Raw genomic sequence first — 26,777 nt, forward strand, 5'->3', positions numbered from 1 at the left:
GTTCGTACAGTCACTTGCATGAGACAGTCACTTTCTGAAAAGCGAACAGCCCTCATCGCGGTGGGGCTTTCGGTCCTGCTGGCGGTGGTCGCGATCGTCGACCAGGCGGGGAGCCGCAGCCTGCTCGACCACGCCACGTCGGCGTATGCGTCGCACGGCAAGCAAGCGTCTGCCGCTGCGCTCTACGGCCTGCTGTACGGCGTTGCCGTTCTCGACGTCCTGCTCTGGCTGGCGGTCGCCGCCCTGGCCCGCTCACACCGCCTGATCGCGGCCGTCCTGGGCGTCGTCGCCACACTGATCACGGCGTCCCTGGGCCTGACGCTCCTGCTCGCGTCGGAGTACGGCGTGCACCCCTACACGTCGCTCTGGGGAGTCCTCGCGCTCCTGCCCGCGGCAGCCGGTGCTGTCGCGACTGTCCTGCTCTTCCGCCGGAAGTGATCCTCAGGTGGATTCGGGGTCGTAGGGCGGGCGCTGGCCGGCTGGGAGGCGCTCGGGCGCGGAGTCGGTGAACTCGGTGACCGGCTTCTCGTCCTCGTCCATCGGGTCCAGCAGGTGCTTGCGGACGAAGTTCTTCGGGTTCAGGTCCTGGAGTTCCAGGTCGGCGAACTCCGGGCCGAGCTCGCTGCGCAGATCGTTCTGCGCGTTGTTCACCATCTGACGGACCTGCCGCAGCAGGCGTCCCGCCGTCCGCGCGAACTCCGGCAGCCGGTCCGGTCCGAAGACGAGCACGGCGACGATCGCGATCACGACCAGCTCGAGTGGCCCGATGCCGAACATGGCCCCACCTCACTTCTTTCCGCGGACGCCGACCAGCCTATATCGAGCCCGGTCATGGGTGATCAGCCGATCTGCTGGGCGAGGGTCAGGGTCACCGTGCGGGACCGCCCGCCGCGCTCGTACGCGAGCTGCACGGCCTCACCCGGCTGGTGAGTGCGGATCGCGACGATCAGCACCTCGGCGCTGTCCACCGGCTCGTTGTTGATCGACGTGATCACGTCGCCGACCCGCAATCCGGCCCGCTCGGCCGGCGATTTGGCGGCCACCGCGCTGACCCGGCCGCCGCCCTCGAACGACATGTCCACGCTCGCCCCGATGACGGGGTACGACGCCTTGCCGTTCGCGATCAGCTGCTGCGCCGTCCGCCGGGCCTGATCGATCGGGATCGCGAATCCGAGCCCGATGCTGCCGCTCTGCCCCTCGCCGGCGCCCGGAACGGTCGCGATCGCGGAGTTCACGCCGATCACGCGCGCGTTCATGTCGACGAGCGGGCCGCCGGAGTTGCCCGGGTTGATCGCCGCGTCGGTCTGCAGCGCGCTGATGTACGACGACGCCTGGCCGGTGTCGTCGCCGGTCGTCACCGGCCGGTTCTTGGCCGAGATGATGCCCGAGGTGACCGTGCCGGCCAGGCCGAGGGGCGAACCGATCGCCACCACGTCCTGCCCGACGACCGCCTGGTCGGAGCGGCCGAATTGCACCGACGGCGCGTCGATGCCGACGACCTGCACGACGGCCAGGTCGTACGCCGGTGAGCGGCCGACGAGCCGCGCGGTCGCGGTCTTGTTGCCATTCGTCACGACCTGGATCGAGCCGCCGGTCGCTGCGGCCGCGACGACGTGGTTGTTGGTCAGGATGTGCCCGACGTTGTCGATCACGAAGCCGGAGCCGGTCGCCTCGGAGTTGTCCGCGCCGTCGACCTTCAGCTGGACGACGCTCGGCAGCAACGCGGCAGCGACCGCGGAGACCGAGCCGGTGCGGATCTTCGGATCGGCGCCGGTGCCGACCGGCGGGTTGGGCTGATTGGCGATCGGCGCATTGTTGCCGCCGCCGAGCGCGACGACGACGGTCGCCGCGCCGGCCCCTGCGATCACACCGATGATGACCGCGACCAGAGCCGCGATCGTGACGATGCGGTTCACCTTCGGTGGCTCGGCCGTGTACGAGCGGGCCTGCTGCGCGTGCCAGTCGGCGGGCGGCGGCGGGACGTACGTCGGCCGGTACTGCGGCTGCTCGGTCGGCCAGGCCTGCCCCGGGTACAGCGGCGTGAAGCGGGGCTCCTGCGGCTCCGGCTGCCCGAAGCTGCGCTGGGTGGTGGACCGGCCGCCATTCGTCAGGCCGCCGTTCGTCAGGCTGCCGTTCGTCGGGCCGCCGCCGTTGGTCTGCCGGTACGCAGCGTCCGAGCCGGGCGTGCGCAGCGGCATCGCTCCGGCTCCGAGCGGCGGCGGGGTCAACGCGCTCAACGGGGACTGCTGCGGCGCGGAGGCAGGGGCTGCGGAAGGAGGACCGGCGGACGGCTCAGGAGTGGTGGGCGTGGCCGCGGTGGGGTCCGCAGTCGCCGGGTTAGGAACTGTCGGCTCGGCGTCGTCGCTCGTCACGGTCCCCGCCTCACGTCGTCGTCGTGGTCATCGGTCGGAGGCCCTGCCGGGGGTAACCGGAGGACCGTCCATATTCGATTATCCCAGCTTCGGCGAGAGTGCACCCATCGGAGTGAGCCAGGTTGCGATTTTGGCCAGCCCGGTGCCCAGCCGTTCGATCGCCGTCAGCTTGATCGGCACGTCGTGCCCGAACGCCCGGACCACCTGTCCGAGCTGGTCCGGCGGCAGGTCCCCGATCAGCGTGTAGACGATCCCGCCGGACGACCAGACCACGTATGACGGCATTCCGTACCGCTGGTAGACACCCGGGCTGTCGGTGGTGCTGAAGCCCGTGACCGCGGCCGGGTCGAGCGTGCCGCGCTGCTCGAACACCGAGACGTTGAACAGCCCGTCGGAGTACGAGAACTGCAGGGAGCCGTTGGCGGTGTCCCGGTGGACGTCGTACAGCTTGAGCGATGCGGGCAGCTCCGGGGCGCAGACCCAGCCCTGGGAGCGCAGGTTGTCGACCTTGCCCATGCCGACGGCCTCGACGCCGCTGGGCAGCATCGGCGGCAGGTGGCCGAGGAACTCGGAGTTCTCGATCTCCAGCTCGGTGAAGACCGTGGCCCGGACCATCGTCTTGCCGTCCTCGCTGAACAGCTGACGCTGCAGGAGGAGTCCGGTCGTCTTGTCGATCCAGAACCGCGCAGCCAGCGTCTGGTCGTCCCGGAGGGCCTCGACGAGGACCGCGGTCCGTCCGATCAGGTCGGTGCAGCACTTGTCGACCAGCTGGTAGGTCGCCTGCAACAACGCCAGCGGTCCGCCGTCGACCGCGACGCCGGCGGTCGTGGCGCGCTGGACGAACGCCTTCGCACCCGGAGCGGCCGACGAACCGAGCACGCTGATCTCGGAGCCCTGCGATGCCGCATGGGTGATGTCGAACATCGCGGAGCTCGCGCCCTGCGGTCCCCAGGCCGTGATGATCTGCGTGCCGTGGTACGAGATCCGGTTCGGTGCGGCGGCTGCGCGCTGCAGCCAGCTCACCGCGGTCGGCGAGTCCGCCTTCGACAGTGTCGGTACGGCCGGTACGGCCGGTACGGCGGCAGCGGACGCGGGCAGGCCGAATCCGATCAGTGCTGTGCTGACCAGGACGGCGAGCCGGGACAGGCTCACCGGTCAGCGCCCTGTCAGGGCCACCGGCTGGAGCGTCGAGGTGAGCCCGGCGTACCCAGAACCGTTGTAGGAGTTCAGCACGGCGACCGGGTCGGCGAACGGCGCACCGCCACTGGTGGTCGCGTGATCGGACGAGAAGCTCGCGACCGGTGGCTGCAGGGCCGGCGGCTGCTCCGAACGGGCCGGGTCGCCGACGACGAACGCAGTACCGAGCAGGGAGGCGACTGCGGCGGCCGAGCCGGCTGCGCCCAGCACGCCGGTGCGGCGGCGGGACCGAGTGCCGCGAGCGGCTCCCGGGCGCGTGCCACCGGTCCGACCGGCTGGGAACGCGGAGCGCTGCGGGAACAGGCTGACGGCCGGTGTGAGCACCGGGCGCACCTCTTCGCGTGGCTCGGTCGAGAACGACGAGACGCCCATCAGGCGCTGCATGAGGTCGGTCGACGGGTCCTGTGAGTCCAGGCCGGCCATCCGTGCCTTCAGCCGGCGCTGTGCGTCCACCTCGGCGCGACAGGTGTCGCAGCCGACCAGGTGGCTCAGAACCTTGTCGCGGGAATCGTGGTCGAGCTCACCGTCGACCACAGCGCTCAGCTTGTCGAGCGGATGCTGCAGGCTCATCGGAGGTCGCCTCCGTCACTCAACAGGCCGCCGTCGGCCGGTGGACCGCCGACCCGGGTCTGGCCGGACCGCGGGGCCCGGTGCTCCAAATGCTTGCGCAGCATCGACCGGCCGCGGTGGATGCGGCTGCGGACCGTGCCGAGCTTCACGTCCAGGACGTCCGCGATCTCGTCGTACGTCATGCCCTCGATGTCGCACAGCACGACGGCGGCGCGGAAGTCCTCGGGCAGCGCGTCGAGCGCGTCCTGCACGTCGTGGTCGAACAGGTCGGAGTCCAGCTTCTCGGCCGGGCCCTCGCCCTTGGCCGGCAACCGGTCGTGAGCGTCCTCGGGCAGTCCGTCGAAGCGGATCCGCTGCTTGCGGCGGGCGCCGTCCAGGAACAGGTTCGTGGTGATCCGGTACAGCCAGCCCTCGAAGGTGCCCGGCGTGTACGACGACAGCGAGCGGAAGACCCGGACGAACACTTCCTGGGTCAGGTCCTCGGCGTCGTGCTTGTTACCGGTCAGACGGTAGGCGAGCCGGTAGACCCGGGCGGAGTGGGTGCGGACGATCTCGTCCCACGAGGGCAGCACCTCCGGCGCCACCTGCGGCGCGGGCGCGGTCCTGGTGTCGGCGGGTTTCACCGCGACGCCTCCCTGGGTCCTCTCGGCAATAAGCGTGAAGGCCATGGTGCCGCGGTCACCGTCCTCTGCGCACGTCGGGAAGACCCGGGTTGAACCCTGAGTCGCTCGTACGACGGCTCAACGCGGCGCCCCGACCGGAAGTTCCCGACCAGACCTCTCACTGGACAAGACGCGCTGGAGGCCATTTCGGTTGAATCACTTCTCTTCTATGACCGCGATGGGGTCGCCGTCGCGGACTACTTCGCCCTCGGTGACCTTCAGTTGGGTGATGGTGCCGGCCACCTCGGCCAGCACCGGGATCTCCATCTTCATCGACTCCAGGATGACCAGAGTGTCGTCCGGACCCACCGTGTCCCCGGCCTTGGCGGTGACCTTCAGCACATTGGCCACCAGCTCGGCCAGCACGGTGTGACTCATGGCTCGATCCTAGGCGGGACGCAAGGGTTCGGCGTAGGTGCCCCTCGGGCAGCAGACCAGGGCACCTACGCCGAGTCGGTGGGGAACTACAGCGCGGCTACCGCGCCGCCTCCGGTGCGAGCCGGACCGCGTTGAACAGCGCCGGGTTCTTCGTCTCCGCGACCCCCTTGCCCCAGGTCAGCCATCCGCGCCGCCCGGTGCCGTCGTTCTCGTTGATCACGACGGTCGTCGACAGCAGCCGGTCCTTGGCCGCGAACCCGAGCGTGCTCCACGGGATCGCGATCTCGTACGTCGTGGTGTGCGCAGCCTCGTCGCGCACGACCTTGGCCTGCACACCGGGCGGCACACCGGTCTGGGTCGTCGGTGTCCAGCGCCAGGTGTCCACCGGACCGGCATCGGTCAGAGCAGCGCCGATCTCCTGGGTCTGGGTGGTCTCGCCCGGCGCACCTGCCGTCATCCCGAGCTGCAGACCGTCACCGCCCCAGATGTTGCCGGCCCGGTTCGGCTGCGAGAACACGTCATCAGTGACCTTGGCGGACAGGTACAGGTTGTTGTCGTCGTGATTGAGCCACAGCGAACCGGACAGGTCGCTCGGCCCACCCCAGCCGGTCACCGGCGGCGTACCAGTCCCTTCCAACGCAATCGCAGGCTGCCGCGCAACCGCCGGGTCGATGACGCCGTCCAGCTGCACCGTGTGCCGCTTGGCGACAGTCGGCGCGCTGACCGGCAGCAGCGTCCCGGACGCCTTGATATCCGCCTCGCCCGTACGCCGCAGGCTCGCGGACCAGGTTGAGGGACCGGACAGGCTGATCGGCACGTCAACCTCTAGCGTGGCATTCGCACCGATCGTGCAGCCCGCCAGCAAGGTCCCGGACGCCGTACCGGACACCCAGTCCAGTCCGGCCACCGGAAGCGCCTGCGACGAGGCGTTGGTGACACGGAACCGCAGCAGGTCCTTCCCACTCCCATTGACCACGTGCGAACCAGTCACCGACAGCGGCGGAGTCGCAGTGCCCGTCGCGGACACCAGTGCGACTGGTCGGCCGTCGACAGTGACCTTGGCCGAGTACGTGCGTGCTCCGGTCGAGTCCTGTCCCGGGTAGGTGACCGGTGCGGTGGCTGTCGCGCCTGCTGCCACGGAACCCGTGGTCTCGGCGCCGCCCGCGGACACAGTGAACGCATGGGTGACCGCGTCCGGGTTGGTGAAGGTCAGAGTGCCGGTGGCGGGGTCACCCGCGATCTCCGGGTTTACGGAGAGCGAGAAGCGGCTCGACGGGAGCATCGGTCCGCTGATCGCACCACGCAGGTAGACCGGGTCCGGCCCGGCAGTCACCCAGACATGTCCGCCTGCATCAGCAGTCAGGGCAGTCGTCACGCCGTACAGGTTTGTCACCTCGACGGTCGACCCCGCGGGCGCAGTCGCCGCCACGACTCCGGGTGTGGCCGACCAGACCGCGTGGACGGACTGTCCGCCGCCGGCGTCGAAGGCGACGTCGTATCCGTTCGTGCCGAAGCGGGTCTGGCCGATCAACGGGAGCTCGTCGATCTGACGAGCCAGGACCGCGGTAGCGACGTACGACGGCTTCGGAACGAGCGCGCCGCGGGTGTCGAGCCGGTTGCGCACCAGGCCGAACCGGTTCTCGACGTTCGACGGGTCAGTGCCCGAGTCCATGAAGTTGTACGAGCTGTAGCGCGCCACACCGTTGCCGTACGCAAGCAGGTTGCCGCGCACGAGGTCACGCGCCTGAGCAGGCTCCGACACCGCACTGGGGTTGGTACCCGTGGCCCAGCCCTGCTCGCTGATGTAGATCGGCTTGGTCGAGCCGTGCGCCGCCATGATGCTGCGGATGGTGTTGACGTAGGTGACCGACGCTTCCGGGTCCAGCGGTTGCACATACGGGTGGATGGTCACCGCGTCGACGTAGTCCAGCCCACCGAGGTCGGCGAACTTGGTGAACCAGCCCTGCCAGTCGTTGATGACCGCCAGCGACGGACCGGTCAGCTTCACGTCCGGGTGCTTCGCCCGTACCGCCGCGCTCACCATCTTGAGCAGTGCGACGTAGTTCTCCGGGCTGGCTTTCGCGGCGCCGTTCGGGTCGCGCAGGTTCCATTCGTTCCACAGCTCGTACGTCGTGTGCTCGGTGCCCCACTGGTCCACGGCGGCAACGGCGTACCGCGTGAAAGCCTCGCGCTGCTCGTCGGTCGACGGGGCCTCGTCCGGGTAGTAGAGCGTGTTGCCGTAGTCGAGGATGTTCAGGAAGTCGACGTTGTTGGCATCCAGCGCGGCCTTGTAGTCCTTGTATCGCTGTGGGAACTGGATGACGCCCTTGGTGGTCTCCGCCGCGGCCCAGAACGCCTCATCGCGGTCGGTGGAGATACCGCCGTTCGCCATCAGCGGCACAGCCTCCAGACCGGGATTGGCGGTGCTACCGAATCCGAGCGCCCCCGCGACACCGATCCGGGTGTCGGTCGACGTGGAGAAGTCGTGCGGAGTCAGTACGGCGAAGTCGGTGCCGCCCAGCGTGGTCGTGCCGGCGGACCCGACTGCCGTGAGGTCGGTCTGGTACCAGCCCGGCGTACTGATCGACAGCGGCAGCTGTCCGTTGAGCGAGGCGGCCGATGCGGAGCCCTTGGCGACTTCGGTGCCGCCGGCGTCGCGGACCGTCCAGGTGACTGTGGTGGCGTCGGTGCTGAAGCCCAGCTTCACCTGCTGCCCGACGGTGAAGGTGTTGCCGACCGTGGTCGGCGTGATGGTCAGGGTCGGCGCCGCCGTGGTCGCAGCGCCGGCAGGTGACTGGAGTACGGCGGCCAGCAGCAAGCCGGCCGTGAGAAGACTGACTGCGCCGGAGCGGCGACGGGTCATCAAGAGCTCCTCCCAGGGGAAGCGAAAGCGGTTTCGCAAATCACACCCTGATACGCACCGCGCCCGCTGTCAACGGCTCGCAGCTGACTACGATGTGCATATGGCCGATTCCGTGATCACCCTGTCCGACGTGGCCGCTGCGGCCGGGGTGTCGCTCTCGACGGCCTCCAAGGCGCTGAACGGCACCGACCGGATCTCCGAAGCCACCCGGGAACACGTTCGCGTCACCGCGGATCGACTGGGCTTCCGCCATAACGCACTGGCTCGCTCGTTCGCCCGCGGCCGCAGTCAGACCATCGGCGTCCTCACGCACCGCGCGTCGAACCCGTTCACCCGCGTCGTGCTGGCCACCGCCGCGACCGAGCTCGGCGCCAAGGAGCGGGCGATCCTGCTGTACGACGCCCGGATGGAGGAGCAGCACGACGTCACCGAGAGCATCCTGCAACTCCGGGCCCGCCGGATCGACGGCGTGATCGTGATCGGGACGAGCACGTCCTTCCGGACCCCGTCGTTCACCAGCCGGTTCGACGTCCCGGTGATCAACGCCTTCACGGTCCCCGAGGATCCGCAGGACACCACGATCACCGCCGACGACTACGCCATCGGGCGGCTCGCGATCAGCCATCTGCTGTCGACCGGCCGGCGCCGGATCGCGCACCTGACCGCGGAGCCGCACGACATGGCCGCGCAGCGGCGTGCCGAGGGCGCAGGGCAACTGCTCGCCGAGGCCGGATTCCAGTGGGCGGCACCGGTCCGGTTCGGGCGCTGGCGCGAGGAGTGGGGCGAGCAGGCCGCGACCGAGCTGCTGGCCGAGGTCCCCGACGTGGACGCGATCTTCTGCGGCAGCGATGCGATCGGCCGAGGTGTGGAGCGGGTCGTCCGGGCCGCCGGCCGGCAGGTGCCCGGCGACATCGCACTGATCGGCGTGGACAACTGGGAGAGCCTGATGCACGACCAGCGCGGCACCCGGCACCTGACCACGATCGACGTCGGCCTCGAGGAGATCGGCCGCCGGGTCGCCAACCGACTCCTGGAGGGCGACCTCGAGCCAGGCACGCAGTACGTCGAACCTCATGTGGTCATCGCGGACACCGCCTGATCGTGGATCGAGTACTGCGGCCTGAAGCCCAGGAGCTCCCTGGCCCTAGTTGTGTCGACCAGCGACTCACGCCCCTGCACAGGTCGCCGCAGCGGGACGCTCGGCGCGAACTCGCGCAGTAGCTCATCGGTCTTCCGGTCGATGAGGATGTCGTCGGCCGCCAGACCGAGCACATGCGCACCGGGAGCCGTCGACTCGAGTGCGGCGATGATCGCTCGCACACCGTCCCGCAGGTCCAGGTAGGCCCAGCCTTCCCGGGCCATCACCGATGGGTCGTTCTCTGCCCTGGCCGCGAATTTGACCAGTTCCTCGCGAGTCTTCACCAGCGGGAAGCGCAGTGCGATCACGTTGGTCCCCCAACGTCGCCAGGCCATCCGTGCGCTCTGCTCGTCGACACTTTTGGACAAGGAATACGCATCGGCGATGTCCGCCTCCACCTCCTCGTCGAGCGGGTAGTACGCAGGCTCCACGTCGTTCACGTTCATCGGTACGCCGAACGCGTTGATGCTGCTCGCGATCACGACCCGCTCGATCCCCTGCTGCCCGGCCTGCGCCAGCACGTTGAAGGTCGCCGCAACGTTGTTCTCGAACACCTCCTCCGGCGTACCCAGACTGGGATGCGGAATCGCGGCCAGATGCAGCACTGCGTCCACACCGTCGAGTGCAGCCGTTACATCCTCGGCCGACCGCGCATCGCCGACCAGAGGACGGTCCGCGGTGCTGCTGTGGTCGTAGCGCAACGACAGGCCGGTCACGTCGTACCCGGCGGCTTGCAGGCCGTCGACTGCGGCACGGCCGATCGAACCGTCCGCACCGGTGACCAGAACACGCTTCACGCCTTGATTCCCCCAGACAGGCCCACACCACGTAGAAATGCTCGCTGGAAAACCAGGAAGAGCAGCACCGGGATCAGCAGGGCCAGGAACAGACCCGCCAACTGGATGTTGAGCTCCGTCACCTTGGCGATCTTGGGCAACGCCACCGAGACCGGCTGCAGATCCGGATTCGTCAGCACCAGCAGAGGCCACAGGTAGTCCTTCCAGGAAGAGATGATGCTGAGCAGCGCGACCACTCCGAGGATCGGCCGGGACAGCGGGAGCACGAGCGAGGTGAACACGCGGATCGATCCGGCGCCGTCGATGCGGGCCGCTTCGAAGTACTCGCGCGGGATACCGTCGAAGAACCGCTTCACGATCAGGACGTTGAACGCACTGGCGGCTGGTGGCAGCCAGACCGCCCAGAACGTGTTGGTCAGATTGGCGTGTACCACCGGCACTTTCAGCACCGTCAGGTACAGCGGGACCAGCGAGACGATGTGCGGCACGAACAGCGTGGCCAGGATGCCCGCGGACAGCAGTACGCCCCACCGCGGGCGGAGCACGCTCAGCACGTAGCCGGCCGTCGTACAGACGATCAGCGACGCCAGCGCCGTCCCTGCCGCGATCATGGCGGTGTTGCCGAGGTAGTAGCCGATATGCGCCTGCTGCCACGCAGTGGAGAGGTTGCCCCACTGCACCTGGCCGGACGGGAACCAGGCGAGTGGTGAACGGATGCTGTCCTGTGTCGGCGAGATCGCTGCCTTGAGCAACCAAAGCAGCGGACCGAGCCCGGCGATCAGCAGGCCGATCAGTACGACGACCTGTCCGACGACGAACGGCACCCGGACCCGGGTGAGCCGGCGGTCGGCATCCGACAGCGCACCCCGCTCGCCGCTCACTCCGTACTCCAGCCACGCGTCGCGAACTGGAAGACAGCCGACAGTACGGCGAGGGCCAGCGCCAGCAGCACGCTCAATGCGGTAGCAGCGCCGTAGTCACCGTTGACGAAGGCGTAGTTGTAGATGAGCAGCAGAATCGTCATGGTCGACCCCTGCGGTCCGCCGCCGGTGAACAACAGCGGCTCGGTGAACAGTTGCATCGTGCCGATCACCTGCAAGAGCAGCATCAGCAGCAGGACACCGCGCAGATGCGGCAACATCACATGCCACACCCGCCGTACGACGCCTGCTCCGTCCAGCTCGGCCGCCTCGTAGAGATCCGCGCGTACCGAGGTCAGTGCGGCCAGGTAGATGATCACTGCATTGCCCGCACCGGCCCACGTCGCTTCCAGCACGATCGAGGGCATCGCGGACGACGGACTGTCCAGCCAGGGGTACGGTCCGAGCCCGACGGTGCCGAGGATGGTGTTGAACATCCCGCTCGGCGACGGGTCGTAGAAGAACCGCCAGAGCAGGATGGCGACCACGGGCGGCGTGATGACCGGCAGGTACGCCAGCGTCGAGTACAGCCAGGACCTGCCCCGCAACTCAGACAGGAACATCGCCAACAGCACCGGCACCGGGAAGCCGAACAGCAAAGCCAGCAAGGTGAACCAGATCGTGTTCAGCGCTGCCTGACCGACACCAGGGTCCGACAACACGTACCGGAAGTTCTCCAGCCCGACCCACTTGACCGGATCGATCAGGTTGGTCTGCTGGAGGCTCATCACCAGGCCCTTGACGATCGGGCCCCAGGAGAACACCACGAAGACCAGGAGCACCGGCAGTGCGAACAGCACCGCCGGTACTCCGTTGCGCAGACGGCGGAGCAAGTCAGCGCCCGAGCTTGGCATTCACAGTGCCGGCCGCCTTGGTCAGCAGCGCCGGGATGTCGGCCTTCGCGTTGCCCAGCACGGTCTGCACGACCGGGTCGAGCGCGGCGTACACCTCCTGAGCCTTCACCGGCGGCTCAGGGATGATCTTCTGGTCCGCCGCCACCTTGGTGTACGGCGCGAACTGGTCCAGCGGCACGTTGACGTACGGCTTGATCCAGCCCTGGTACGTCGCCCACTGGTCAGCCGCGACCACCGGAAGGCCCGGGGTTCCGACCGGCAGCTTCCCGGCCACGCCGGCCTTGGCACTGGTCACCGCGGCGTCCTGGTTCACGTACTTGTTCAGGTAGTTGAACTTGATCCACTTGATCGCGGCCGTCTTCTCGGCGTCGGTCGCGTTCGGGCTGACGATCTGGACGCTACCGCCACTGAGCGTGCCGTGGTCCCCGCCCTGCTGCGGCATCGGGCCGATACCGAAGGCCGACGACTTCAGGCCGTTCACGTTGACCAGAGTGCGGTACGCGTCCGGCGCGGACATGAACATGCCGATCTTGCCGGCCGCGAACGCCTTCGAGATGCCGTCGATGTCGTAGAGCACGGCCTGTCCCATGGACTTGTCGACCCACTTCATGTCGTGCAGCAACTGCAGCGCGTCCTTCGACGGCGCGGCGTTGAACGACGCCTGGCTGCCGTCCTCGTTCTCGATCGAACCGCCGAAGGCGTAGGTCTGGGTGGTGAACATCCAGCCGCCGGTGTTGTTCGTGGTCATCTGCGCGTAGCCGGCCTGCCCGGTCTTCTGCGCGATCTGCTTCGCGTACTGCCGGACCTCGTCCCAGGTCGTCGGCGGCTTGTTCGGGTCGAGACCGGCCTTGGTGAACAGCTCCCGGTTGTAGACCAGGCCGACGGAGTACGCCGCGGTCGGGACCGCGAACACGTTGCCGGACTGGTCTTGGGCGATCTTGAGCACGTTCGGGTTCAGCTCGCTCATCAGGCCGTCGTCCTTGAGCACCTTGGTCAGGTCGGCGACCTGCTTGCGGGCGATCAGGCCCTGCGGCTCGGTGAACGGCACGTTGAGCACGTCCGGCAGCTGTCCGCCGGCCGCCTGCGCCTGGAACGTCGTCGCGTCCCAGATCGTCTCGACCGGGTTCAGCTTGATGTCGGGGTTCGCCTTCTCGAAGTCGGCGACCCGCTTGTCGAACGACGCGCGGTTGGCGGCGTCGGAACTACTAGGACGGTCACCGACCGTGATCGTCACCTGTCCGTCGGAGCCGGTGGAGCCGGTCGAGGACGGCGCACTGGAGCAGGCCACCAGCAAGAACGGCACTGAAAGCCCTGCCGCACAACGGATTGCGAATCTGTTCATCAAAGCTCCTCTGCGGGGATGGCGATCGGCGAGCCGACCGTTCCGCAGAGTAGCGCAAGCGCTTTCGCAAATACTAGACCTCAGCGAAACTGGTTTCGCATCTGTTAGTTCAGGCGTCAGCGGCGGGCGCGGTACGCCGCCACGCGTGTCCGGCTCGAGCATTTCGGCGTACAGAATTTGCGCGGGCGGCGCTCCGCCGGATTCGCGAAGACCCGCTCGCAGTCGACCGCCGCGCACACACCGAGCGCCTCGAACCCATGGCCGGCCACGAACGTCGCCAGCCCTAGCGCGGTCGTCGCCGCGAGCCACTCGGCCCACGAGGCGTCCGGCTCCGCGACGTGCAGATGCCACGGCGACCCGTCGTGATCCGAGAGGTACGGACGGACGGCGTACTCCGCGAACAACCCGTTGATCGCCTCCGCCCCACCGTCGTGGAAGACCGGCCGCACTTGCTCCCGTACTGCGCGGACAGCGGTCAGGTCCTCCTCGGTCACTTCGACCGGGTCGGACTCGCCGTGCTCGAGCAGGAACGCACGCAGCGCGGCCGGCGAGGTCAGCCGTTCGGGGTCGCGGGTCCGCGTGTTCACCAGGTCGACGGCGAGCCGGATCAGCCGATCCGGGGACTGAATTTCCACTGGACTCCTCCCGTAACGCGTTTGTTAGTGTAACGCGTAACGGATATGTTCGCGTTACAGGAGGCTCGGCGTGCCCAGCTACTACCTGGCGGCGACGCTGGCCCGGTTCGCCGACGAGATGGTCGCGTTCACGCTCGTACTGCTCGTGCTGGATCGCACCGACAGCCCGACGCTCGCCGGCATCACCGGCGCCGCCTATGCGCTGCCGGCCATCGTCACCGGCCCGTTGCTCGGAGCGTGGCTCGACCGGACGGCGTACCGGCGCAGCGCGCTCGCCGTCAATCAGGCGACGCTGGCCCTGGTCATGCTCGGTCTGCTCGCGACGGTCGGGCACACCGCGAGTTGGCTCGCCCCCGTGCTCGCAGCGATCGCGGGCGCGACGCTGCCGCTGGTGAGTGGCGGATTCACCAGCATGCTGCCGAGCCTGTTCCGGCCCGAGCGGCTCGCGCGGGCGAACTCGTTCGAGTCGGTGAGCTTCAGCGCGGCGACCATCGCCGGACCGGCGACCGCGGCCACCATCGCCGCAGCGGTGTCGGTCGATGCCGCGGTGGTGGTGATCGTGGTTGCGGCGGCGTGCAGCATGGTCGCTATCAGTCGCCTGCCTGCCCTCCCACCGGTCGGCGGTGGTGGCGAGACCTTCTTCAGCTCGGTGGTAGGCGGTCTGGTCCATCTCGCCCGGACGCCGCGGCTGCGAGCCTCGACTGTCACCACAACCCTGCTGATGGGCCTCACCGGCATCCTGCTGATCGCACTGCCGCTGCACATGCCCGCACTGGGCATGCCGAAGTCCGCGGCGGGCTACCTGTGGACGGCAGTCGAGATCGGCAGCGTCACCACGGCACTGCTCCTGAGCCGCCTGCAGTCGCGCTGGCGTCCGGAGTACGTCGTGATGCTGTCGGTCGCCGCCTACGGCGTGATGCTGACCACCTGGTCACTCGCCCCGACCTTCGCCGTACTCCTGCTGCTAGCGGTCGCGGCCGGTCTGGCCGAGGGCCCTGCGCTGCCGGCCATGTTCGCGGCCCGGCAGCAGTACAGCCCGCACGCGCTGCAGGGCCGCGTCAGCACCTCGGCCGCGAGCCTCCGGGTCGGGAGTTCAGCGCTCGGCCAGGCGACCGCCGGCGTACTCGTACCGGCGATCGGCACCCACGCGGCCCTGGTGACGGTCGGACTGGGTCTGGTGGGCGCGTCTGCGGTCGGTGCGGTCGCGGGGCTCAGCCGAGGATGACGGAACGGGTCAAGCTCCGCGGCTGGTCCGGGTTCAGTCCGAGAGCGAGCGACTTGGCCACTGCGACCCGCTGGGCCACGACGAGCGAAGCCAGCGGGTCCAGGTCGTGGTGTACGACGGTGGCGCCGGTCGCGGCGACGTCGTCGAGCAGACCCGCCGGCGGCTCACCGAAGATCCACACGCCACGCCCGGGCTGCGCGATCGCGATCGGACCGTGCCGGTAGTCCATCGCCGGGTACGCCTCGGTCCACGCCGACGCGGCCTCACGCTGCTTCAGCGCAGCCTCGTGGGCCAGGCCGACCGTCCAGCGCGTGCCGAGGTACGTGACCTGCTCGAGCTTGGCGAGGTCGTCAACGTCGATGGTCAATGCGGTCTGAGCGTCCGCAGCGGCCTTGGTGAGGTCCTGCCCAAGTGACGCGCGCAGCAGCGCGAGCGTGGTGGTGGCGAACCGGGTCTGCACAACGGACTGCTCATCAGCGAAGTCCAGCATGATGGTGTGATCGGCCAGCTCGACGATCGGCGAGCCGGGCGTGGCCGTGATCGCGATCGTCGGCAGGTCGGTCGCACGGATCAGATCGAGTACTTCGGTCGTCGTACCGGACCGGCTGATCACCACGATGGCGTCGTACGCACGATCGGCCGGGAACTCCGAGCCGGCGAACGCGTCGGTCTCGCCCTGGCCCAGGTCCTCGCGCAGCGCGGCGTACGCCATCGCCATGAACCAGGAAGTGCCGCAGCCGACCGCCGCGACCCGCTCGCCGGCCTTCGGAAGTGCACCGCCGTACTGCGCGAAACCGTCCGCGACCTGTCGCCAGAGGTCCGGCTGAGTGGCGATCTCAGTGCTCACAAATGGCGTCTGCGTCATGTCGTCTCCGCACTTGTCATGGTCGAAACTGCTCGAACGTGATCGAATGGTGCCAACCAGCCGCCACCCGGCTGACCGATTGTGTGAAGGAGGAGCCCCGGGTGAAGCGTTATGAACGCCTCAACACCTTGCTCGAGTCGCTCGCCGAGAAGGGCGCCATCGACGTCGACGAGCTCGCCGAGCAGTTGCACGTCTCGGCGGCCACGATCAGGCGCGACCTGGACCATCTCGGCAAGCAGCAGCTCCTCACCAGGACCCGCGGCGGCGCGGTGGCCAACGCGGTGTCGTACGACCTGCCGTTGCGCTACAAGACTGCGCGTTTCGCGTCCGAGAAGCAGCGGATCGCGCAAGCGGCCGCCACGTTGGTGCGTCGCGGCATGGTGATCGGGATGAACGGCGGTACGACGATCTCCGAGGTGGCGCGCACGCTCGCGACCCGCCCGGAGCTGTCCGCGGAGCACGGCGAGCCCGCGTTCACGCTCGTCACCAACGCGCTGAACATCGCCAACGAGCTGATCGTCCGGCCGCACGTGAAGATGGTGCTGACCGGCGGCGTGGCCCGGCCGCAGTCCTACGAGATGATCGGCCCGCTGTCGCACCGGATCCTGTCCGACCTGTCCCTGGACATCGCCTTCATCGGCGTCGACGGGATCGACGAGACCGGCGCCACCGCCCATCACGAGGGCGAGGCGAACATCAACCAGCTGATCGTCAGCCGCGCCGCGAAGGTGGTCGTGGTGGCCGACTCGTCCAAGCTCGGGCAGCGGGCCTTCGCCCGGATCTGCGAGCTGAGCGAGATCGACACGCTCGTCACCGACGCCCAGGCCGACGAGAGCCAGCTGACCGTCTTCAAGGAAGCCGGCATCGACGTCATCCGCGCCTGACCGCACTTCTCACCACCTCCCCTCACATCCTTCAGATGACGATCATATCTGATTGGGGGGCCGTTGTTATGAGCAAGAGTGCGCAGCCTCCGCGCGTGCAGCACGGAAAGCGGACCTCCAACCGCTAGGCTCTGGTTCAGCATGGGTATCGCAGCCGCAGAACACTCCGCCGACCACTGGGAGGACGCCATCGCCACCGGCATCGACCCGACGTCCTGGGCGTACGCCGAGGACTACACCGGCGAGGACGAAGTCGTCACCGGTGCGCGGGCGAGCGCCGCGGACAGCGGTGTCGCCCCGATCGGCCCTGGCGCCGCGGCCGCCCTGAGCATGCTCGCCGCCGGTGCGGGCGCGAAGGCGGTCGTGGAGATCGGCACCGGGACCGGCGTCTCCGGCCTCGCCCTGCTGCGCGGGATGCGCGCCGACGGGACACTCACGACCGTCGACATCGACGCGGAGAACCAGCGCCTGGCCCGCAAGACCTTCCTGGACGCCGGCGTCGCCTCCAACCGCTTCCGGCTGATCGCCGGCGCCGGGCTCGACGTCGTCACCCGCCTCACCGACGGGCACTACGACCTGGTCTTCTGCGACGCGGACCGCCGCGAGAACACGGCGTACCTGCACGAAGCGCTCCGCCTGCTCCGCCCCGGCGGCGTCGTCGCCTTCGCCGGCGTCCTCACCGGCGGCCGGGTAGCCGACCCCGCCCACCGCGACCCCGACACCATGGCCCTCCGAGACCTCATCCGAGCCGTCCGCGACGACGACAACCTGGTCTCAGCCCTCCTCCCCACCTCCGAAGGCCTCCTCACCGCCGCCAAACGCATCAACTGACGGTGACTTTCAGTGGCTGCACGCCACTGAAAGTAGCGAAAACAGGCCAGAAATAAACTAAGAAAACCAACAAACATACTAAGATGCGAAGAAGTTAGTATGTTTGTCGGTTTCTTTGGAGGATTCGGTGCGCTCGTTCGCAGACCTGGACCGAGTGATAGGTCAGGTCCCGGCCGACATCGTCATGCGTCTCCGGTCGATCGACACCGGCCGCGGCAGTGAGGCGCTCTATCGGCATCAACTTCCTGCGCTCCTGACCGAGCTTGCCAATCGTGCCCGGATCCAGAGCATCACCGCCTCGTCGGCCATCGAGGGTGTCGTGGTGCCGGACGTCGCGCGCGCGGAGCGCATCATCGACGGTAAGGCCGGGATTCTTCGGAACCGGAGTGAGCAGGAGTTGGCGGGGTACCGCAAGGCGCTCGACTATCTCTTCCAGGAAGATTGGCACCCGCTCAACATCGGTCTCTTGCTGCACTTTCACAGGCTGCTCTGGTCCGAGACCGCATATCCAGGTGGCCAGCTCAAGACCGACGACAATCTGGTCGTCGATCGCTCACCCGACGGCAGTACGACGGTCAGATTCGTACCGGTCCCGGCGGCGAAGACCGCAGAATGTCTGACCGAACTCGTCGGCCGCTATCGGGACGCCCAAGCAGACGGCAGACATCACCCGGTTCTTCTGGTCGGTCTGTTCGTGCTGGATCTGCTCGTCATCCATCCGTTCGCTGATGGCAACGGCCGGGTCGCTCGCGCACTGACGAATGCCCTCCTCATCGACGGCGGGTACGAGGTCTGCCGGTGGGTGTCACTCGAGCAGCTCATCGCCGACTCGGCCGACGAGTACTACGCGGCGCTTCTCCGCTCGACCGACGACCGGCACGACGATCAGGCCGACCCCTGGCCCTGGCTGTCGTACTTCGTGAACGTGCTCGCGTCGGCGTACCAGGTCTTCGCGCGCAGAGCCGCAGCAGATCGCAGCGGAGGGACGAAACAGGACCGGGTCAGGACTCACGTGCTGAAGCATGCTGCGCCGGTGTTCCGGCTGGCTGACGTCCGGACAGCTCTGCCGGGGATCAGCGACCAGACCATCCGGCTCGTCCTCGAGGAGCTGAAGAACGAGCAAAAGGTCAGTCCCGAGGGAACCGGCCGCGGCGCTGTCTGGCGGCGCATCCCGGACTAGCCGGTTAGGCGGGTTAGTTCGGTGGTTAGTTCGTGCCATGAGGTGGAGAGGGGGTCTATCAGTTCGTAGTGGGCGCAGTGGGGGACGCGGACCAGGCGGGCGGTGGGGTGGGCGGCGAAGTAGGACTCGGTGATGCTGAGGGGGACTCTGGTGTCGTCCATGCCGTGGATGAGGGTTACCGAGGCGATCGGGGCGGGCAGGTGGACGGGGTCGAGGTCGTTGCGGACTCCGCTGCCTATGAAGGCCTGTACGGCGCCTTCGTCGAGGTCCAGGCGGTCTGCCATCAACAGGTCGGCTACCGGGGCCAGGGCGATCAGGCCGCGGAGGCGGACGGGGTTGGTGGTGGCGGCTAGCCAGAGGGCCAGTTGGCCGCCGGCGGAGTGGCCTACGAGGATGTAGCCGGCGTGTACGTCGACCAGATCCGGCAGGGCGTCCACCGCCGCACGGATGTCTGACGTCGTCGCATCGGGGTCGCCCGGGACGCGGCGGTACTCCAAGGAGACGACCGGCCAGCCAAGGTCGGAGAGGGCTTCGCCGAGGGGACGGGCGTGCTTGCGATCGTAGTCGGGCCGCCAGAAACCGCCGTGGATGAAGACGATCAGCGGGCGGTACTCCTTCGCGTGCCAGTAGTCGATCACCTGGTCCGCGTGATCGCCGTACCGCAACTGCTCGTCCGGCTCGCGCGCTTCGCGCGTCAGGACGGATCGGTCCTCGGTCATTCAGACCTCCCGAGATAGCGCAGGGCGTTCGCCGTCAGCAGCTTGTGCTGCTGCTCCGCGGTCAGGAAGCCGGCCTTCCGTACCACCTCCCCGACCGGCCGTTCACCCAATGGATAGGGATAGTCACTGCCGACCAGAACGCGGTCTTCCCCCAAGGTATCGACAAGTAGCCGCAAAGGCGCTGATTCGAACACCACCGTGTCGACCAGGATCCGGTCCAGGTACGCCGCCGGTGGGTGCTGCGAGCAACCACGGACGATGTCGCCGCGCCGGTGCCAGGCGTTCTCCAGCCGCCCCATCCAGAACGCGAAACTGCCACCCCCGTGGGCGAAACAGATCTTCAACGACGGCGGCAACCGGTCGAACGCCCCGCCCAGGATCATCGCCAGCAACGACAGATGCGTCTCGGCGGGCATCCCGGTCAGCCAGCGCGCCATCCAGCGGTCCAGCCGCGGGCCGCCCGGCATGTCCCACGGATGCACGAGCACCGGCGTACCGGTCTCCGCACAATGGTTGAGGAAGGCAACGATCCCGGCGTCGTCGAGATCCTTGTCGCCGACGTGGTTCCCGATCTCGACCCCGGCATGGCCGGCGGCGCGGGCGCGATCCAGCTCCGCGCAGGCCAGGTCCGGATCCTGCAACGGCACCTGGCAGAACGGCACGAACCGCTCGTCGCCCGCCAGTGTCTCCAGCGTGAGGTCGTTGAAGATCTCCGCGAGCTTCACCGCCTGCGCCGCCGGACGCTCGTACCCGAAGAACACCGGCGTCGGTGACACCACCTGCAGATCGATGCCGTCGGCATCCATATCGGCACGCCGTACGCCGCGATCCCAGGCCTGCGGTCCGATCGGGCGGAACTCCGTCTCGCCGATCATGATCATCGCGGCCCGTTCGGAGTCGATCCGCAGCCACGGCCAGCCGTCGCCGCCACACGCCACCGCAAGATCCGGCCAGCCGTGCGGAACCAGATGGGTGTGGACGTCGACCGTCACTTACCCGGGTGCAGCGTGCCGCAGTTGGGGCAGGTACGCGCGTCCTCGCTCTCGTAGAACGCCTTGAACACCGGAGGCAGGTCGGCGACGATATCGGTCACCTGCAGCTCGACCTCGTGCACGATCCCGTTGCAGTTGGCGCAGTACCAGCGGAACTTCTCCAGCGTGCCGGGCTCCCGGACCCGCTCGATCACCAGGCCGATCGAGTCCGCGTCGCGCTGCGGAGAGTGCGGCATGCTGCGCGGCAGCACCCACATCTCCCCCTCGTTGATGTCCACCCGGCCGGGGCCGTCCTCGGTCATCACGTCGACATGCATCGTGCCCTTGATCTGGTAGAAGAACTCCTCGTACGGGTCGACGTGGAAGTCGGTGCGCTGGTTCGGCCCGCCGACGACCATCGTGATGAAGTCGTCCCCGGTCGGGAACATCTGCTTGTTGCCGACCGGGGGCTTCAGCAGATGCTTGTTCTCCTCGATCCACTGCGGAAAGTTCGTCGACTCCAGATTCGCCATGTCTCACTCCTCCTGCGGGCGGTGTCCTTGTGGGATGGCCGCAACAGCGGATATCTCGATCAGCAGCTGGGGATGCGGCAGCTGATGTACTGCGACAGTCGTCCGAGCCGGTCCCGACTCGTCGAAAAACTCACCATAGACCTCGTTGTACCCGCCGAAGTCGTTCATCGACACCAGGTACGTCGTCACGCTGACCAGGTCCTCGAGCCCGGCTCCGACCGCGCCGAGAACGTCCCGGATGTTCTCCAGCACCGCCCGCGTCTGCACGCGGATGTCCAGCGCCACGGTCCCCAGCGGGTCCACGGACGCGCCGGCGATCGAGTTGTCCGGCCGCCGACTCGATGTACCCGACACGAACGCGAAGCCCTGGGACACCTTCACGTGCGGAAACCGCCCCCGCGGCACCGCCTTCCCCGGCACAACGGTCATGACAGCTCCACACAGACATTCGTCGTCTCGGTGTAGAAGTCCACCGAATGCCGTCCGCCTTCTCGCCCGACCCCTGACAACTTCACGCCGCCGAAGGGCGTACGGAGGTCGCGGAGGAACCAGGTGTTGACCCAGCACAACCCCACCTCAAGCGCTGCTCCGGCGCGGTGCGCGCGGCCGACATCGCGGGTCCAGACTGTCGCTGCGAGGCCGTAGTCGCTGTCGTTGGCCAGCGCGAAGGCCTCGTCCTCGGTGTCGAACGGCGCGACGTGACAGATCGGGCCGAAGATCTCCTCGCGATTGGTCCGAGCGTCGGGCCCCAGACCGGTGACCACGGTCGGTTGGACGTAGCAACCGCCGTCGCGAGCGTCGCCGAACGTCGGTACGCCGCCGCCGGTCACCACGTCGGCGCCTTCGAGCCGGGCGAGGTCGTAGTACGAGAGAACCTTGTCGCGGTGTTGCTTGGAGATCAGCGGCATGTTCATCGTGGCCTCGTCGGCGGGCCAGCCGTAGGTCAGCTCGGCGGCGCGCACCGCCAGCCGTTCGGTGAACTCGTCGAACACAGATCGCTGGACGTACAGACGTTCGGTGCACAAACACACCTGCCCGCCGTTGGTGAAGACCGAGCGGACCGAGCCCTCGACGGCGGCGTCGAGGTCGGCGTCGGCGAAGATCAGGCCGGCGTTCTTCCCGCCGAGCTCGAACGACACCGCCTTCACGCGATCGGCGGCCACCTTGGCGATCGCCGTACCGGTGGCCGACTCGCCGGTGAACGTGATCGCGTCGACCCCGGGGTGCCGGGTCAGGTACTCCCCCGCCGACGACGGCCCGAAGCCGTGGACCAGGTTGAACACCCCGGCCGGTACGCCGGCGTCGGCCATGACCTCGGCCAGTACGGTCGCCGACGACGGCGTCTCCTCGGACGGCTTCACCACCACCGCGTTGCCACAGGCAAGCGCCGGCGCGACCTTCCACGTCAGCAGGAGCAGCGGCAGGTTCCACGGTACGACGATCGCCACCACACCGACCGGCTTGCGTACGGCATAGTTCAACGCCCGTCGCCCATCCGGCAGCACGGTCGTGTACGACTCGGTCGGGATCGTCGTCGCGAAATCCGCGAACGCCCGGAAGTTGGCTGCCCCGCGCGGGATGTCGAGCGTCCGCGCCTGGCTGATCGACTTCCCGGTGTCGCCCACCTCCGCCGCGACCAGGTCCTCGAACCGCCGCTCCAACTCGTCCGCGACCCGACGCAGTACGGCGGCCCGTTCCTGCTCGCTCATCCGCCCCCACGGCCCGTGCAGGGCCGCCCGCGCCGCCTCCACCGCGGCGTCCACGGTCGACTCGTCGGCCTCACACACGTCGAAGATCTGCTCGCCCGTCACCGGCGAAACCTTCGCGAACCGCGACGTGCTGTCGACGAAATCACCGTCGACGAAATGCCGGAGCAGCCCGACCGACGCGGGCTGTCCAGTCAGCAACTCGGGTGACCAGAGACTCATGCGCCGGCACCTCCCAGGGCTTCCATACCAAACCGTATGGAATGGTCGCCGGGCGAGCACGGCCCGCTCATCGGCGTTTCCTAGTCCGGGCGAGAGTCGTGACGATGCCGAGCGCGGCCAGGACGCCTGCACCGAGGGCCTGCTGCTGGCGTCGGACCCGTTGCTGGACCTCGGCGTACGGCGTGGTGGAGAACGAGACCAGTTCGTAGCGGGAGACATACGTCCCGGGCAGGAGTCGCTCCAACCCGTGCTCCACACGCTTCTGCAGGCGGAAGACCGGCGAGGCGACCTTGTCCCGCATTTCGACGAAATTGGCGAGTGCCATCTCGGCGATCGCTTCGGTGTTCTCGCGCCGGCGGGCCTCGAAGAGGGGAAGCGCCCGCGCCCACGAACCGCCGGTGTCATCGAGGCAGCGGTCGAGTTCGACCACGTCCTCGAAGGCACAGTTGGCACCCTGGCCGTAGAACGGCACGATCGCGTGCGCGGCATCGCCGACCAACGCGGTCCGCCCGTGTGCCTGCCACGGCAGCGTGTGCACGGTCCCGAGCACGCCGACGGGATTGTTCAGGTATTCGTCAACCAAGTTCGGTGCCAACGGCAACAGATCGGGGTAGTTGGTCCTGAAGTGGTCCTCGATCCCGGACGGCGACGTGAGCGCGTCGAACGACCCGGCCGGCCAGAACAGCGTGCAGGTGAAGGACTTGTCCGGGTTCGGCAGCGCGATCATCATCGACGTCCCGCGCGGCCAGATGTGCAACGCGCCCGGATCGACCGCGAACTCCCCGGAAGCGGCCGGAATCGACAGCTCCTTGTACCCGTAGTCGAGGAAGTCGACGTTCTCCGCAACGATGCCCTCGGCAAGCAACTGCTCGCGGACCGCGGACCCGGCGCCATCGGCCCCGAGGACGACGTCGGCAGTCACCGAGACCTTCCCGGCCGGCGTCGCGAACACCATCCGGCCGGCAGCGGAATCCAGCTCCACCAGCCGATGCTCGAACTCGACCGAGACACCCTCGGCGGCCGAAGCCGCGGTCAGCAGTGCGTTGTTCAACGTACCGCGGCTGATCGAGTTGATCGCGCGATCCCCCGACGCCGAGTACGCCTGGAAGTCCAGCGGCCCAGTCACCGGATGAATCATCCGGCCCTTCATCGGCAGCGCATCCGCCATCACCTCGTCGACCAGCCCGATCCGCCGCAACGCATCCAGACCGCGTTCGGAGATCGCCAGGTTGATCGACCGGCCACGCTCGACCTGCGCAACCCGTGGGTCAGGCCGACGCTCGTACAGCGTCACCGTCAGCCCTCGCCGCGCAAGGAAGCACGCGAGCAACGAACCCGTCAGACCGGCACCGACGATCGCGACCCTCATGCCATTACCTCGGCCAGCGCCGCGGCAGCCCGCCAGCAGTCGTGGTACGTCGAGTACAGCGGCACCGGCGCCAATCGCAGTACGTCGGGCTCCCGCGCGTCCGCGATCACGCCGTACTCGAACCGCAGGCGCCGCGACAGCTCACCGGCCCGCATCCCCGTGACCCGCAACGACAACTGGGCGCCCCGCCGCGCGGGATCCGTCGGCGTGATCACCTGCAACGGCACGTCCGCCAGAAGTTTCTCCAAGTACGCCGTCAATCGCAGACTCCGCTCCCGCAATACGTCGATGCCGATCTTGTCGAAGAGCTCGAGCGACGTCCGGACCGGACCCATCGAGAAGATCGGTGGGTTCGACACCTGCCAGGCGTCGGCGCTCGCGGGCGGCCGCGACTCGGGCGTCATCTCGAACCGGGTCGCCGCCTCCGTGCTCCACCAACCCTCGAACCGCGGCAGGTCCGTGCCGAGGTGACGTTCATGCACGAACGCAGCAGCCAGAGCGCCGGGCCCGGAGTTGAGGTACTTGTAGGAGCACCAAGCCGCGAAATCCACGTCCCAGTCGTGCAAGGCCAAAGGCACGTTCCCGGCCGCGTGCGCGAGGTCCCAGCCGACGACCGCGCCGGCTGCATGACCGGCCTTGGTGATCATGGGGATGTCCATCAACTCGCCGGTCAGGTAGTTCACGCCACCAAGCAGGACGAGCGCCACGTCGCCACCGAGTTGCTCGACGACATCCGCCGTACGCAGAGCGTCCTCGCCCGGTCGCGGACGGAGTCTGATCACGGCGTCCTCGGGGTCGTACCCGTGGAACGCGACCTGCGACCGTACGGCGTAGCTGTCGGAGGGGAACGCGGCATCCTCGATGACGATCCGATGCCGGGAAGGCGTCGGCCGGTAGAACGACACCATCAACAGGTGCAGGTTGACGGTCAGCGAGTTCATCACCACGGTCTCGCTCGGCAACGCCCCGACGAGCCGCGACGCGGGACCGGTCAGCAACTCGTGGTACGGCAACCAGGGTCTGGCGGCGTCCAGATGGCCCTCGACCCCGAGCGCGGCCCACGCGTCGAGGTCCTCGAGCAGCTCGGCGCGCGTCGCCTTCGGTCGCAGGCCGAGAGAGTTGCCGGCGAAGTACGCCACCTCGGGGTAGTCGCCGCCCTGGGCGGGCGGCACGTCGAAGAGATCCCGGTGCCCGGCGTCGGTGGCATCGAGAGCCAGAGCGTCAGCCTCGGTCGTCACCCCTGGGCAACCTCGTCAGCCTGGTCGGCAGCGGCCGCTTTGGGCGCCTCGATCACCTGGCCCTTGCCGAGCACCGTCACGCCGCCCTTGGACACGATGAATCCGCGTTCCCGGTCGTAGTCCGGGTCGACGCCGATCTCGACGCCGTCCGGAACCACGATGTTCTTGTCCAGGATGACGTTCTTGAGGACGACGTCCTTGCCGATCTTGCAGTTGTCCATGATCACGCAGCGCTGGATGTCCGCACCCGCGCTGACGATCACGTTCGAACCGAGCACCGAGTGGTCCACGTGCGCGCCGGTGACGATCGAGCCCTGGCAGACGATCGACTCGCCGACGGTCGCGTCGTCGGTGAACTTCGCGCCGGGCAGCTGCGGGTGCGAGGTGAAGATCGGCCAGTCGGAGTTGTACAGGTTGAACACCGGCTGGATCGAGACCAGGTCCATGTGCGCCTCGTGGTACGAGTCCAGCGACCCGACGTCGCGCCAGTACGACCGGTCCCGATCGAGAGCGCCCGGTACGTCGTTCTCCTGGAAGTCGTACACGCCGGCCTTGCCCTCGGCAACGAGCATCGGGACGATGTCGCCGCCCATGTCGTGCCGCGAGGCCGGGTTGGCGGCGTCCTTGCGCAGCGCCTCGACCAGGACGTCGCGGGTGAAGACGTAGTTGCCCATCGAGGCGAACGTCTCGTCCGGCGAGTCCGGCAGCCCCGGCGGATCGGCGGGCTTCTCCAGGAACTCGTCGATCACGTGCCCGTCCGCACCGGTCTTGATCACGCCGAACTCGCTGGCCTCGACCCGCGGGACCCGGATGCCGGCCACGGTCACGCCGTTCCCGCGCTCGATATGCGCGGCGACCATCTGCGACGCGTCCATCCGGTACACGTGGTCGGCGCCGAAGACCACGATGTACTCCGGGTCCGCGTCGTTGATCAGGTTCATCGACTGGTAGATCGCATCCGCGCTGCCCTGGTACCACTGCGGGCCGAGCCGCTGCTGGGCCGGCACACAGGTCACGTAGTTGCCGAGGAAGGTCGACATCCGCCAGGTCAGCGTGACGTGCCGGTCGAGCGAATGCGATTTGTACTGGGTGAGCACACAGAGATTTCGATAGCCGGCGTTGACCAAATTCGACAGGACGAAGTCGATCAGCCGATAACTGCCGCCGAACGGCACGGCCGGTTTGGCCCGGTCCGCCGTCAGCGGCATCAGCCGCTTCCCCTCACCACCGGCCAGCACGATTCCGAGAACTCTGGGCGCCTTTGCCATGTCCGCACCTTAGCTCCGGATACCCACCGGCATAAGCG

The 26,777-nt window shown here is 68.1% G+C and carries 27 protein-coding genes; 6 read left to right on the forward strand and 21 right to left on the reverse strand.

The window, feature by feature from the left end; all coding sequences use genetic code 11:
* Window positions 1–18 precede the first annotated feature (18 nt).
* A complete protein-coding gene (locus AB0J62_RS01825) occupies window positions 19–438 on the forward strand; it encodes a hypothetical protein (RefSeq protein WP_363863085.1) in 420 nt (139 codons plus the stop codon).
* 3 nt (window positions 439–441) lie between these two features.
* On the opposite strand, the gene AB0J62_RS01830 is transcribed toward AB0J62_RS01825, so the two are convergent.
* From AB0J62_RS01830 to AB0J62_RS01860, 7 genes are all read right to left on the reverse strand, one after another.
* Window positions 442–777, reverse strand: coding sequence for a sec-independent translocase (locus AB0J62_RS01830; protein WP_363863088.1), 336 nt, complete (start codon window positions 775–777; stop codon window positions 442–444).
* A 62-nt stretch (window positions 778–839) separates the two neighbouring features.
* A complete protein-coding gene (locus AB0J62_RS01835; RefSeq protein ID WP_363863091.1) occupies window positions 840–2,237 on the reverse strand; it encodes a trypsin-like peptidase domain-containing protein in 1,398 nt (465 codons plus the stop codon).
* Window positions 2,238–2,450: 213 nt separating this feature from the next.
* Window positions 2,451–3,524, reverse strand: a complete 1,074-nt coding sequence (locus AB0J62_RS01840; RefSeq protein WP_363863094.1) for a sigma-E factor regulatory protein RseB domain-containing protein — start codon at window positions 3,522–3,524, stop codon at window positions 2,451–2,453.
* A 3-nt stretch (window positions 3,525–3,527) separates the two neighbouring features.
* The gene (locus AB0J62_RS01845; RefSeq protein ID WP_363863097.1) at window positions 3,528–4,139 is read right to left on the reverse strand and encodes a zf-HC2 domain-containing protein; all 612 of its coding nucleotides are present in this window, start codon (window positions 4,137–4,139) and stop codon (window positions 3,528–3,530) included.
* Window positions 4,136–4,807: an RNA polymerase sigma factor SigE gene (gene sigE / locus AB0J62_RS01850; protein WP_363863100.1), complete on the reverse strand. Its 672-nt coding sequence runs from the start codon at window positions 4,805–4,807 to the stop codon at window positions 4,136–4,138. The genes AB0J62_RS01845 and sigE overlap by 4 nt, the downstream gene beginning before the upstream one ends.
* Window positions 4,808–4,957: 150 nt before the next feature.
* The gene (locus AB0J62_RS01855) at window positions 4,958–5,179 is read right to left on the reverse strand and encodes a biotin/lipoyl-binding carrier protein (protein ID WP_363863103.1); all 222 of its coding nucleotides are present in this window, start codon (window positions 5,177–5,179) and stop codon (window positions 4,958–4,960) included.
* Between the two features lie 97 nt (window positions 5,180–5,276).
* A complete protein-coding gene (locus AB0J62_RS01860) occupies window positions 5,277–8,042 on the reverse strand; it encodes a sugar-binding protein (RefSeq protein ID WP_363863106.1) in 2,766 nt (921 codons plus the stop codon).
* Between the two features lie 100 nt (window positions 8,043–8,142).
* Here AB0J62_RS01860 and AB0J62_RS01865 point away from each other — a divergent pair, with 100 nt between their 5' ends.
* On the forward strand, window positions 8,143–9,141 hold the full coding sequence (locus tag AB0J62_RS01865; RefSeq protein WP_363863109.1) for a LacI family DNA-binding transcriptional regulator: 999 nt from the start codon (window positions 8,143–8,145) through the stop codon (window positions 9,139–9,141).
* Here the strand turns inward: AB0J62_RS01865 and AB0J62_RS01870 are convergent.
* From AB0J62_RS01870 to AB0J62_RS01890, 5 genes are all read right to left on the reverse strand, one after another.
* A complete protein-coding gene (locus tag AB0J62_RS01870) occupies window positions 9,114–9,977 on the reverse strand; it encodes an NAD(P)-dependent oxidoreductase (RefSeq protein ID WP_363863112.1) in 864 nt (287 codons plus the stop codon). The genes AB0J62_RS01865 and AB0J62_RS01870 overlap by 28 nt on opposite strands.
* Entirely contained in the window at window positions 9,974–10,858 is an 885-nt protein-coding gene (locus AB0J62_RS01875) for a carbohydrate ABC transporter permease (RefSeq protein ID WP_363863115.1), read from the reverse strand. The genes AB0J62_RS01870 and AB0J62_RS01875 overlap by 4 nt, the downstream gene beginning before the upstream one ends.
* Window positions 10,855–11,697: a sugar ABC transporter permease gene (locus tag AB0J62_RS01880; RefSeq protein ID WP_363863118.1), complete on the reverse strand. Its 843-nt coding sequence runs from the start codon at window positions 11,695–11,697 to the stop codon at window positions 10,855–10,857. Before AB0J62_RS01880 ends, AB0J62_RS01875 begins: the two co-directional genes overlap by 4 nt.
* 34 nt (window positions 11,698–11,731) lie before the next feature.
* Window positions 11,732–13,093 carry an extracellular solute-binding protein gene (locus AB0J62_RS01885; protein WP_363863121.1) on the reverse strand — a complete coding sequence of 454 codons (1,362 nt, stop codon included), beginning with the start codon at window positions 13,091–13,093 and terminating at the stop codon, window positions 11,732–11,734.
* A gap of 116 nt (window positions 13,094–13,209) precedes the next feature.
* Window positions 13,210–13,728 carry a CGNR zinc finger domain-containing protein gene (locus AB0J62_RS01890; RefSeq protein ID WP_363863124.1) on the reverse strand — a complete coding sequence of 173 codons (519 nt, stop codon included), beginning with the start codon at window positions 13,726–13,728 and terminating at the stop codon, window positions 13,210–13,212.
* 70 nt (window positions 13,729–13,798) lie between these two features.
* Here AB0J62_RS01890 and AB0J62_RS01895 point away from each other — a divergent pair, with 70 nt between their 5' ends.
* On the forward strand, window positions 13,799–14,953 hold the full coding sequence (locus tag AB0J62_RS01895) for an MFS transporter (RefSeq protein ID WP_363863127.1): 1,155 nt from the start codon (window positions 13,799–13,801) through the stop codon (window positions 14,951–14,953).
* Here the strand turns inward: AB0J62_RS01895 and AB0J62_RS01900 are convergent.
* On the reverse strand, window positions 14,940–15,800 hold the full coding sequence (locus AB0J62_RS01900) for an SIS domain-containing protein (RefSeq protein ID WP_363863130.1): 861 nt from the start codon (window positions 15,798–15,800) through the stop codon (window positions 14,940–14,942). The two genes, AB0J62_RS01895 and AB0J62_RS01900, sit on opposite strands and share 14 nt — an antisense overlap.
* 119 nt (window positions 15,801–15,919) lie before the next feature.
* On the opposite strand from AB0J62_RS01900, the gene AB0J62_RS01905 reads away from it, so the two are divergent.
* The 3 genes from AB0J62_RS01905 (at window position 15,920) to AB0J62_RS01915 (ending at window position 18,713) form a co-directional block, all read left to right on the forward strand.
* Window positions 15,920–16,702, forward strand: coding sequence for a DeoR/GlpR family DNA-binding transcription regulator (locus AB0J62_RS01905; RefSeq protein WP_134108530.1), 783 nt, complete (start codon window positions 15,920–15,922; stop codon window positions 16,700–16,702).
* A 141-nt stretch (window positions 16,703–16,843) separates the two neighbouring features.
* Entirely contained in the window at window positions 16,844–17,533 is a 690-nt protein-coding gene (locus AB0J62_RS01910) for an O-methyltransferase (protein ID WP_363863134.1), read from the forward strand.
* 127 nt (window positions 17,534–17,660) lie between these two features.
* Window positions 17,661–18,713: a Fic family protein gene (locus AB0J62_RS01915; RefSeq protein WP_363863137.1), complete on the forward strand. Its 1,053-nt coding sequence runs from the start codon at window positions 17,661–17,663 to the stop codon at window positions 18,711–18,713.
* On the opposite strand, the gene AB0J62_RS01920 is transcribed toward AB0J62_RS01915, so the two are convergent.
* The 8 genes from AB0J62_RS01920 to glgC form a co-directional block, all read right to left on the reverse strand.
* The gene (locus AB0J62_RS01920) at window positions 18,710–19,432 is read right to left on the reverse strand and encodes an alpha/beta hydrolase (RefSeq protein ID WP_363863140.1); all 723 of its coding nucleotides are present in this window, start codon (window positions 19,430–19,432) and stop codon (window positions 18,710–18,712) included. The two genes, AB0J62_RS01915 and AB0J62_RS01920, sit on opposite strands and share 4 nt — an antisense overlap.
* Window positions 19,429–20,424, reverse strand: a complete 996-nt coding sequence (locus AB0J62_RS01925) for an amidohydrolase family protein (RefSeq protein WP_363863143.1) — start codon at window positions 20,422–20,424, stop codon at window positions 19,429–19,431. The genes AB0J62_RS01920 and AB0J62_RS01925 overlap by 4 nt, the downstream gene beginning before the upstream one ends.
* On the reverse strand, window positions 20,421–20,936 hold the full coding sequence (locus AB0J62_RS01930) for a 3-hydroxyanthranilate 3,4-dioxygenase (protein WP_363863146.1): 516 nt from the start codon (window positions 20,934–20,936) through the stop codon (window positions 20,421–20,423). Before AB0J62_RS01930 ends, AB0J62_RS01925 begins: the two co-directional genes overlap by 4 nt.
* Window positions 20,937–20,939: 3 nt before the next feature.
* Entirely contained in the window at window positions 20,940–21,365 is a 426-nt protein-coding gene (locus tag AB0J62_RS01935) for a RidA family protein (protein WP_363863149.1), read from the reverse strand.
* A complete protein-coding gene (locus AB0J62_RS01940; RefSeq protein ID WP_363863152.1) occupies window positions 21,362–22,864 on the reverse strand; it encodes a 2-hydroxymuconic semialdehyde dehydrogenase in 1,503 nt (500 codons plus the stop codon). The genes AB0J62_RS01935 and AB0J62_RS01940 overlap by 4 nt, the downstream gene beginning before the upstream one ends.
* 67 nt (window positions 22,865–22,931) lie before the next feature.
* Window positions 22,932–24,233 (reverse strand): NAD(P)/FAD-dependent oxidoreductase, encoded by a 1,302-nt coding sequence (locus tag AB0J62_RS01945; RefSeq protein ID WP_363863155.1) that lies wholly within the window; start codon window positions 24,231–24,233, stop codon window positions 22,932–22,934.
* The gene (kynU, locus tag AB0J62_RS01950) at window positions 24,230–25,471 is read right to left on the reverse strand and encodes a kynureninase (protein ID WP_363863158.1); all 1,242 of its coding nucleotides are present in this window, start codon (window positions 25,469–25,471) and stop codon (window positions 24,230–24,232) included. Before kynU ends, AB0J62_RS01945 begins: the two co-directional genes overlap by 4 nt.
* A complete protein-coding gene (glgC, locus tag AB0J62_RS01955) occupies window positions 25,468–26,739 on the reverse strand; it encodes a glucose-1-phosphate adenylyltransferase (protein ID WP_363863161.1) in 1,272 nt (423 codons plus the stop codon). The genes kynU and glgC overlap by 4 nt, the downstream gene beginning before the upstream one ends.
* Between the last annotated feature and the right edge of the window lie 38 nt (window positions 26,740–26,777).

The sequence above is a fragment of the Kribbella sp. NPDC049584 genome (assembly GCF_040675555.1).
Lineage (GTDB): Bacteria > Actinomycetota > Actinomycetes > Propionibacteriales > Kribbellaceae > Kribbella.

Excerpts from the sequence above, each read along its gene's own strand:
- AB0J62_RS01935 (WP_363863149.1), bottom strand. The coding sequence starts at position 21,365 with ATGACCGTTGTGCCGGGGAAGGCGGTGCCGCGGGGGCGGTTTCCGCAC.
- AB0J62_RS01855 (WP_363863103.1), bottom strand. The coding sequence starts at position 5,179 with ATGAGTCACACCGTGCTGGCCGAGCTGGTGGCCAATGTGCTGAAGGTC.
- AB0J62_RS01930 (WP_363863146.1), bottom strand. The coding sequence starts at position 20,936 with ATGGCGAATCTGGAGTCGACGAACTTTCCGCAGTGGATCGAGGAGAAC.
- AB0J62_RS01865 (WP_363863109.1), top strand. The coding sequence starts at position 8,143 with ATGGCCGATTCCGTGATCACCCTGTCCGACGTGGCCGCTGCGGCCGGG.
- AB0J62_RS01860 (WP_363863106.1), bottom strand. The coding sequence starts at position 8,042 with ATGACCCGTCGCCGCTCCGGCGCAGTCAGTCTTCTCACGGCCGGCTTG.
- AB0J62_RS01825 (WP_363863085.1), top strand. The coding sequence starts at position 19 with ATGAGACAGTCACTTTCTGAAAAGCGAACAGCCCTCATCGCGGTGGGG.
- AB0J62_RS01830 (WP_363863088.1), bottom strand. The coding sequence starts at position 777 with ATGTTCGGCATCGGGCCACTCGAGCTGGTCGTGATCGCGATCGTCGCC.
- AB0J62_RS01910 (WP_363863134.1), top strand. The coding sequence starts at position 16,844 with ATGGGTATCGCAGCCGCAGAACACTCCGCCGACCACTGGGAGGACGCC.
- AB0J62_RS01940 (WP_363863152.1), bottom strand. The coding sequence starts at position 22,864 with ATGAGTCTCTGGTCACCCGAGTTGCTGACTGGACAGCCCGCGTCGGTC.
- AB0J62_RS01885 (WP_363863121.1), bottom strand. The coding sequence starts at position 13,093 with ATGAACAGATTCGCAATCCGTTGTGCGGCAGGGCTTTCAGTGCCGTTC.
- sigE (WP_363863100.1), bottom strand. The coding sequence starts at position 4,807 with ATGGCCTTCACGCTTATTGCCGAGAGGACCCAGGGAGGCGTCGCGGTG.
- AB0J62_RS01945 (WP_363863155.1), bottom strand. The coding sequence starts at position 24,233 with ATGAGGGTCGCGATCGTCGGTGCCGGTCTGACGGGTTCGTTGCTCGCG.
- glgC (WP_363863161.1), bottom strand. The coding sequence starts at position 26,739 with ATGGCAAAGGCGCCCAGAGTTCTCGGAATCGTGCTGGCCGGTGGTGAG.
- AB0J62_RS01920 (WP_363863140.1), bottom strand. The coding sequence starts at position 19,432 with ATGACCGAGGACCGATCCGTCCTGACGCGCGAAGCGCGCGAGCCGGAC.
- AB0J62_RS01845 (WP_363863097.1), bottom strand. The coding sequence starts at position 4,139 with ATGAGCCTGCAGCATCCGCTCGACAAGCTGAGCGCTGTGGTCGACGGT.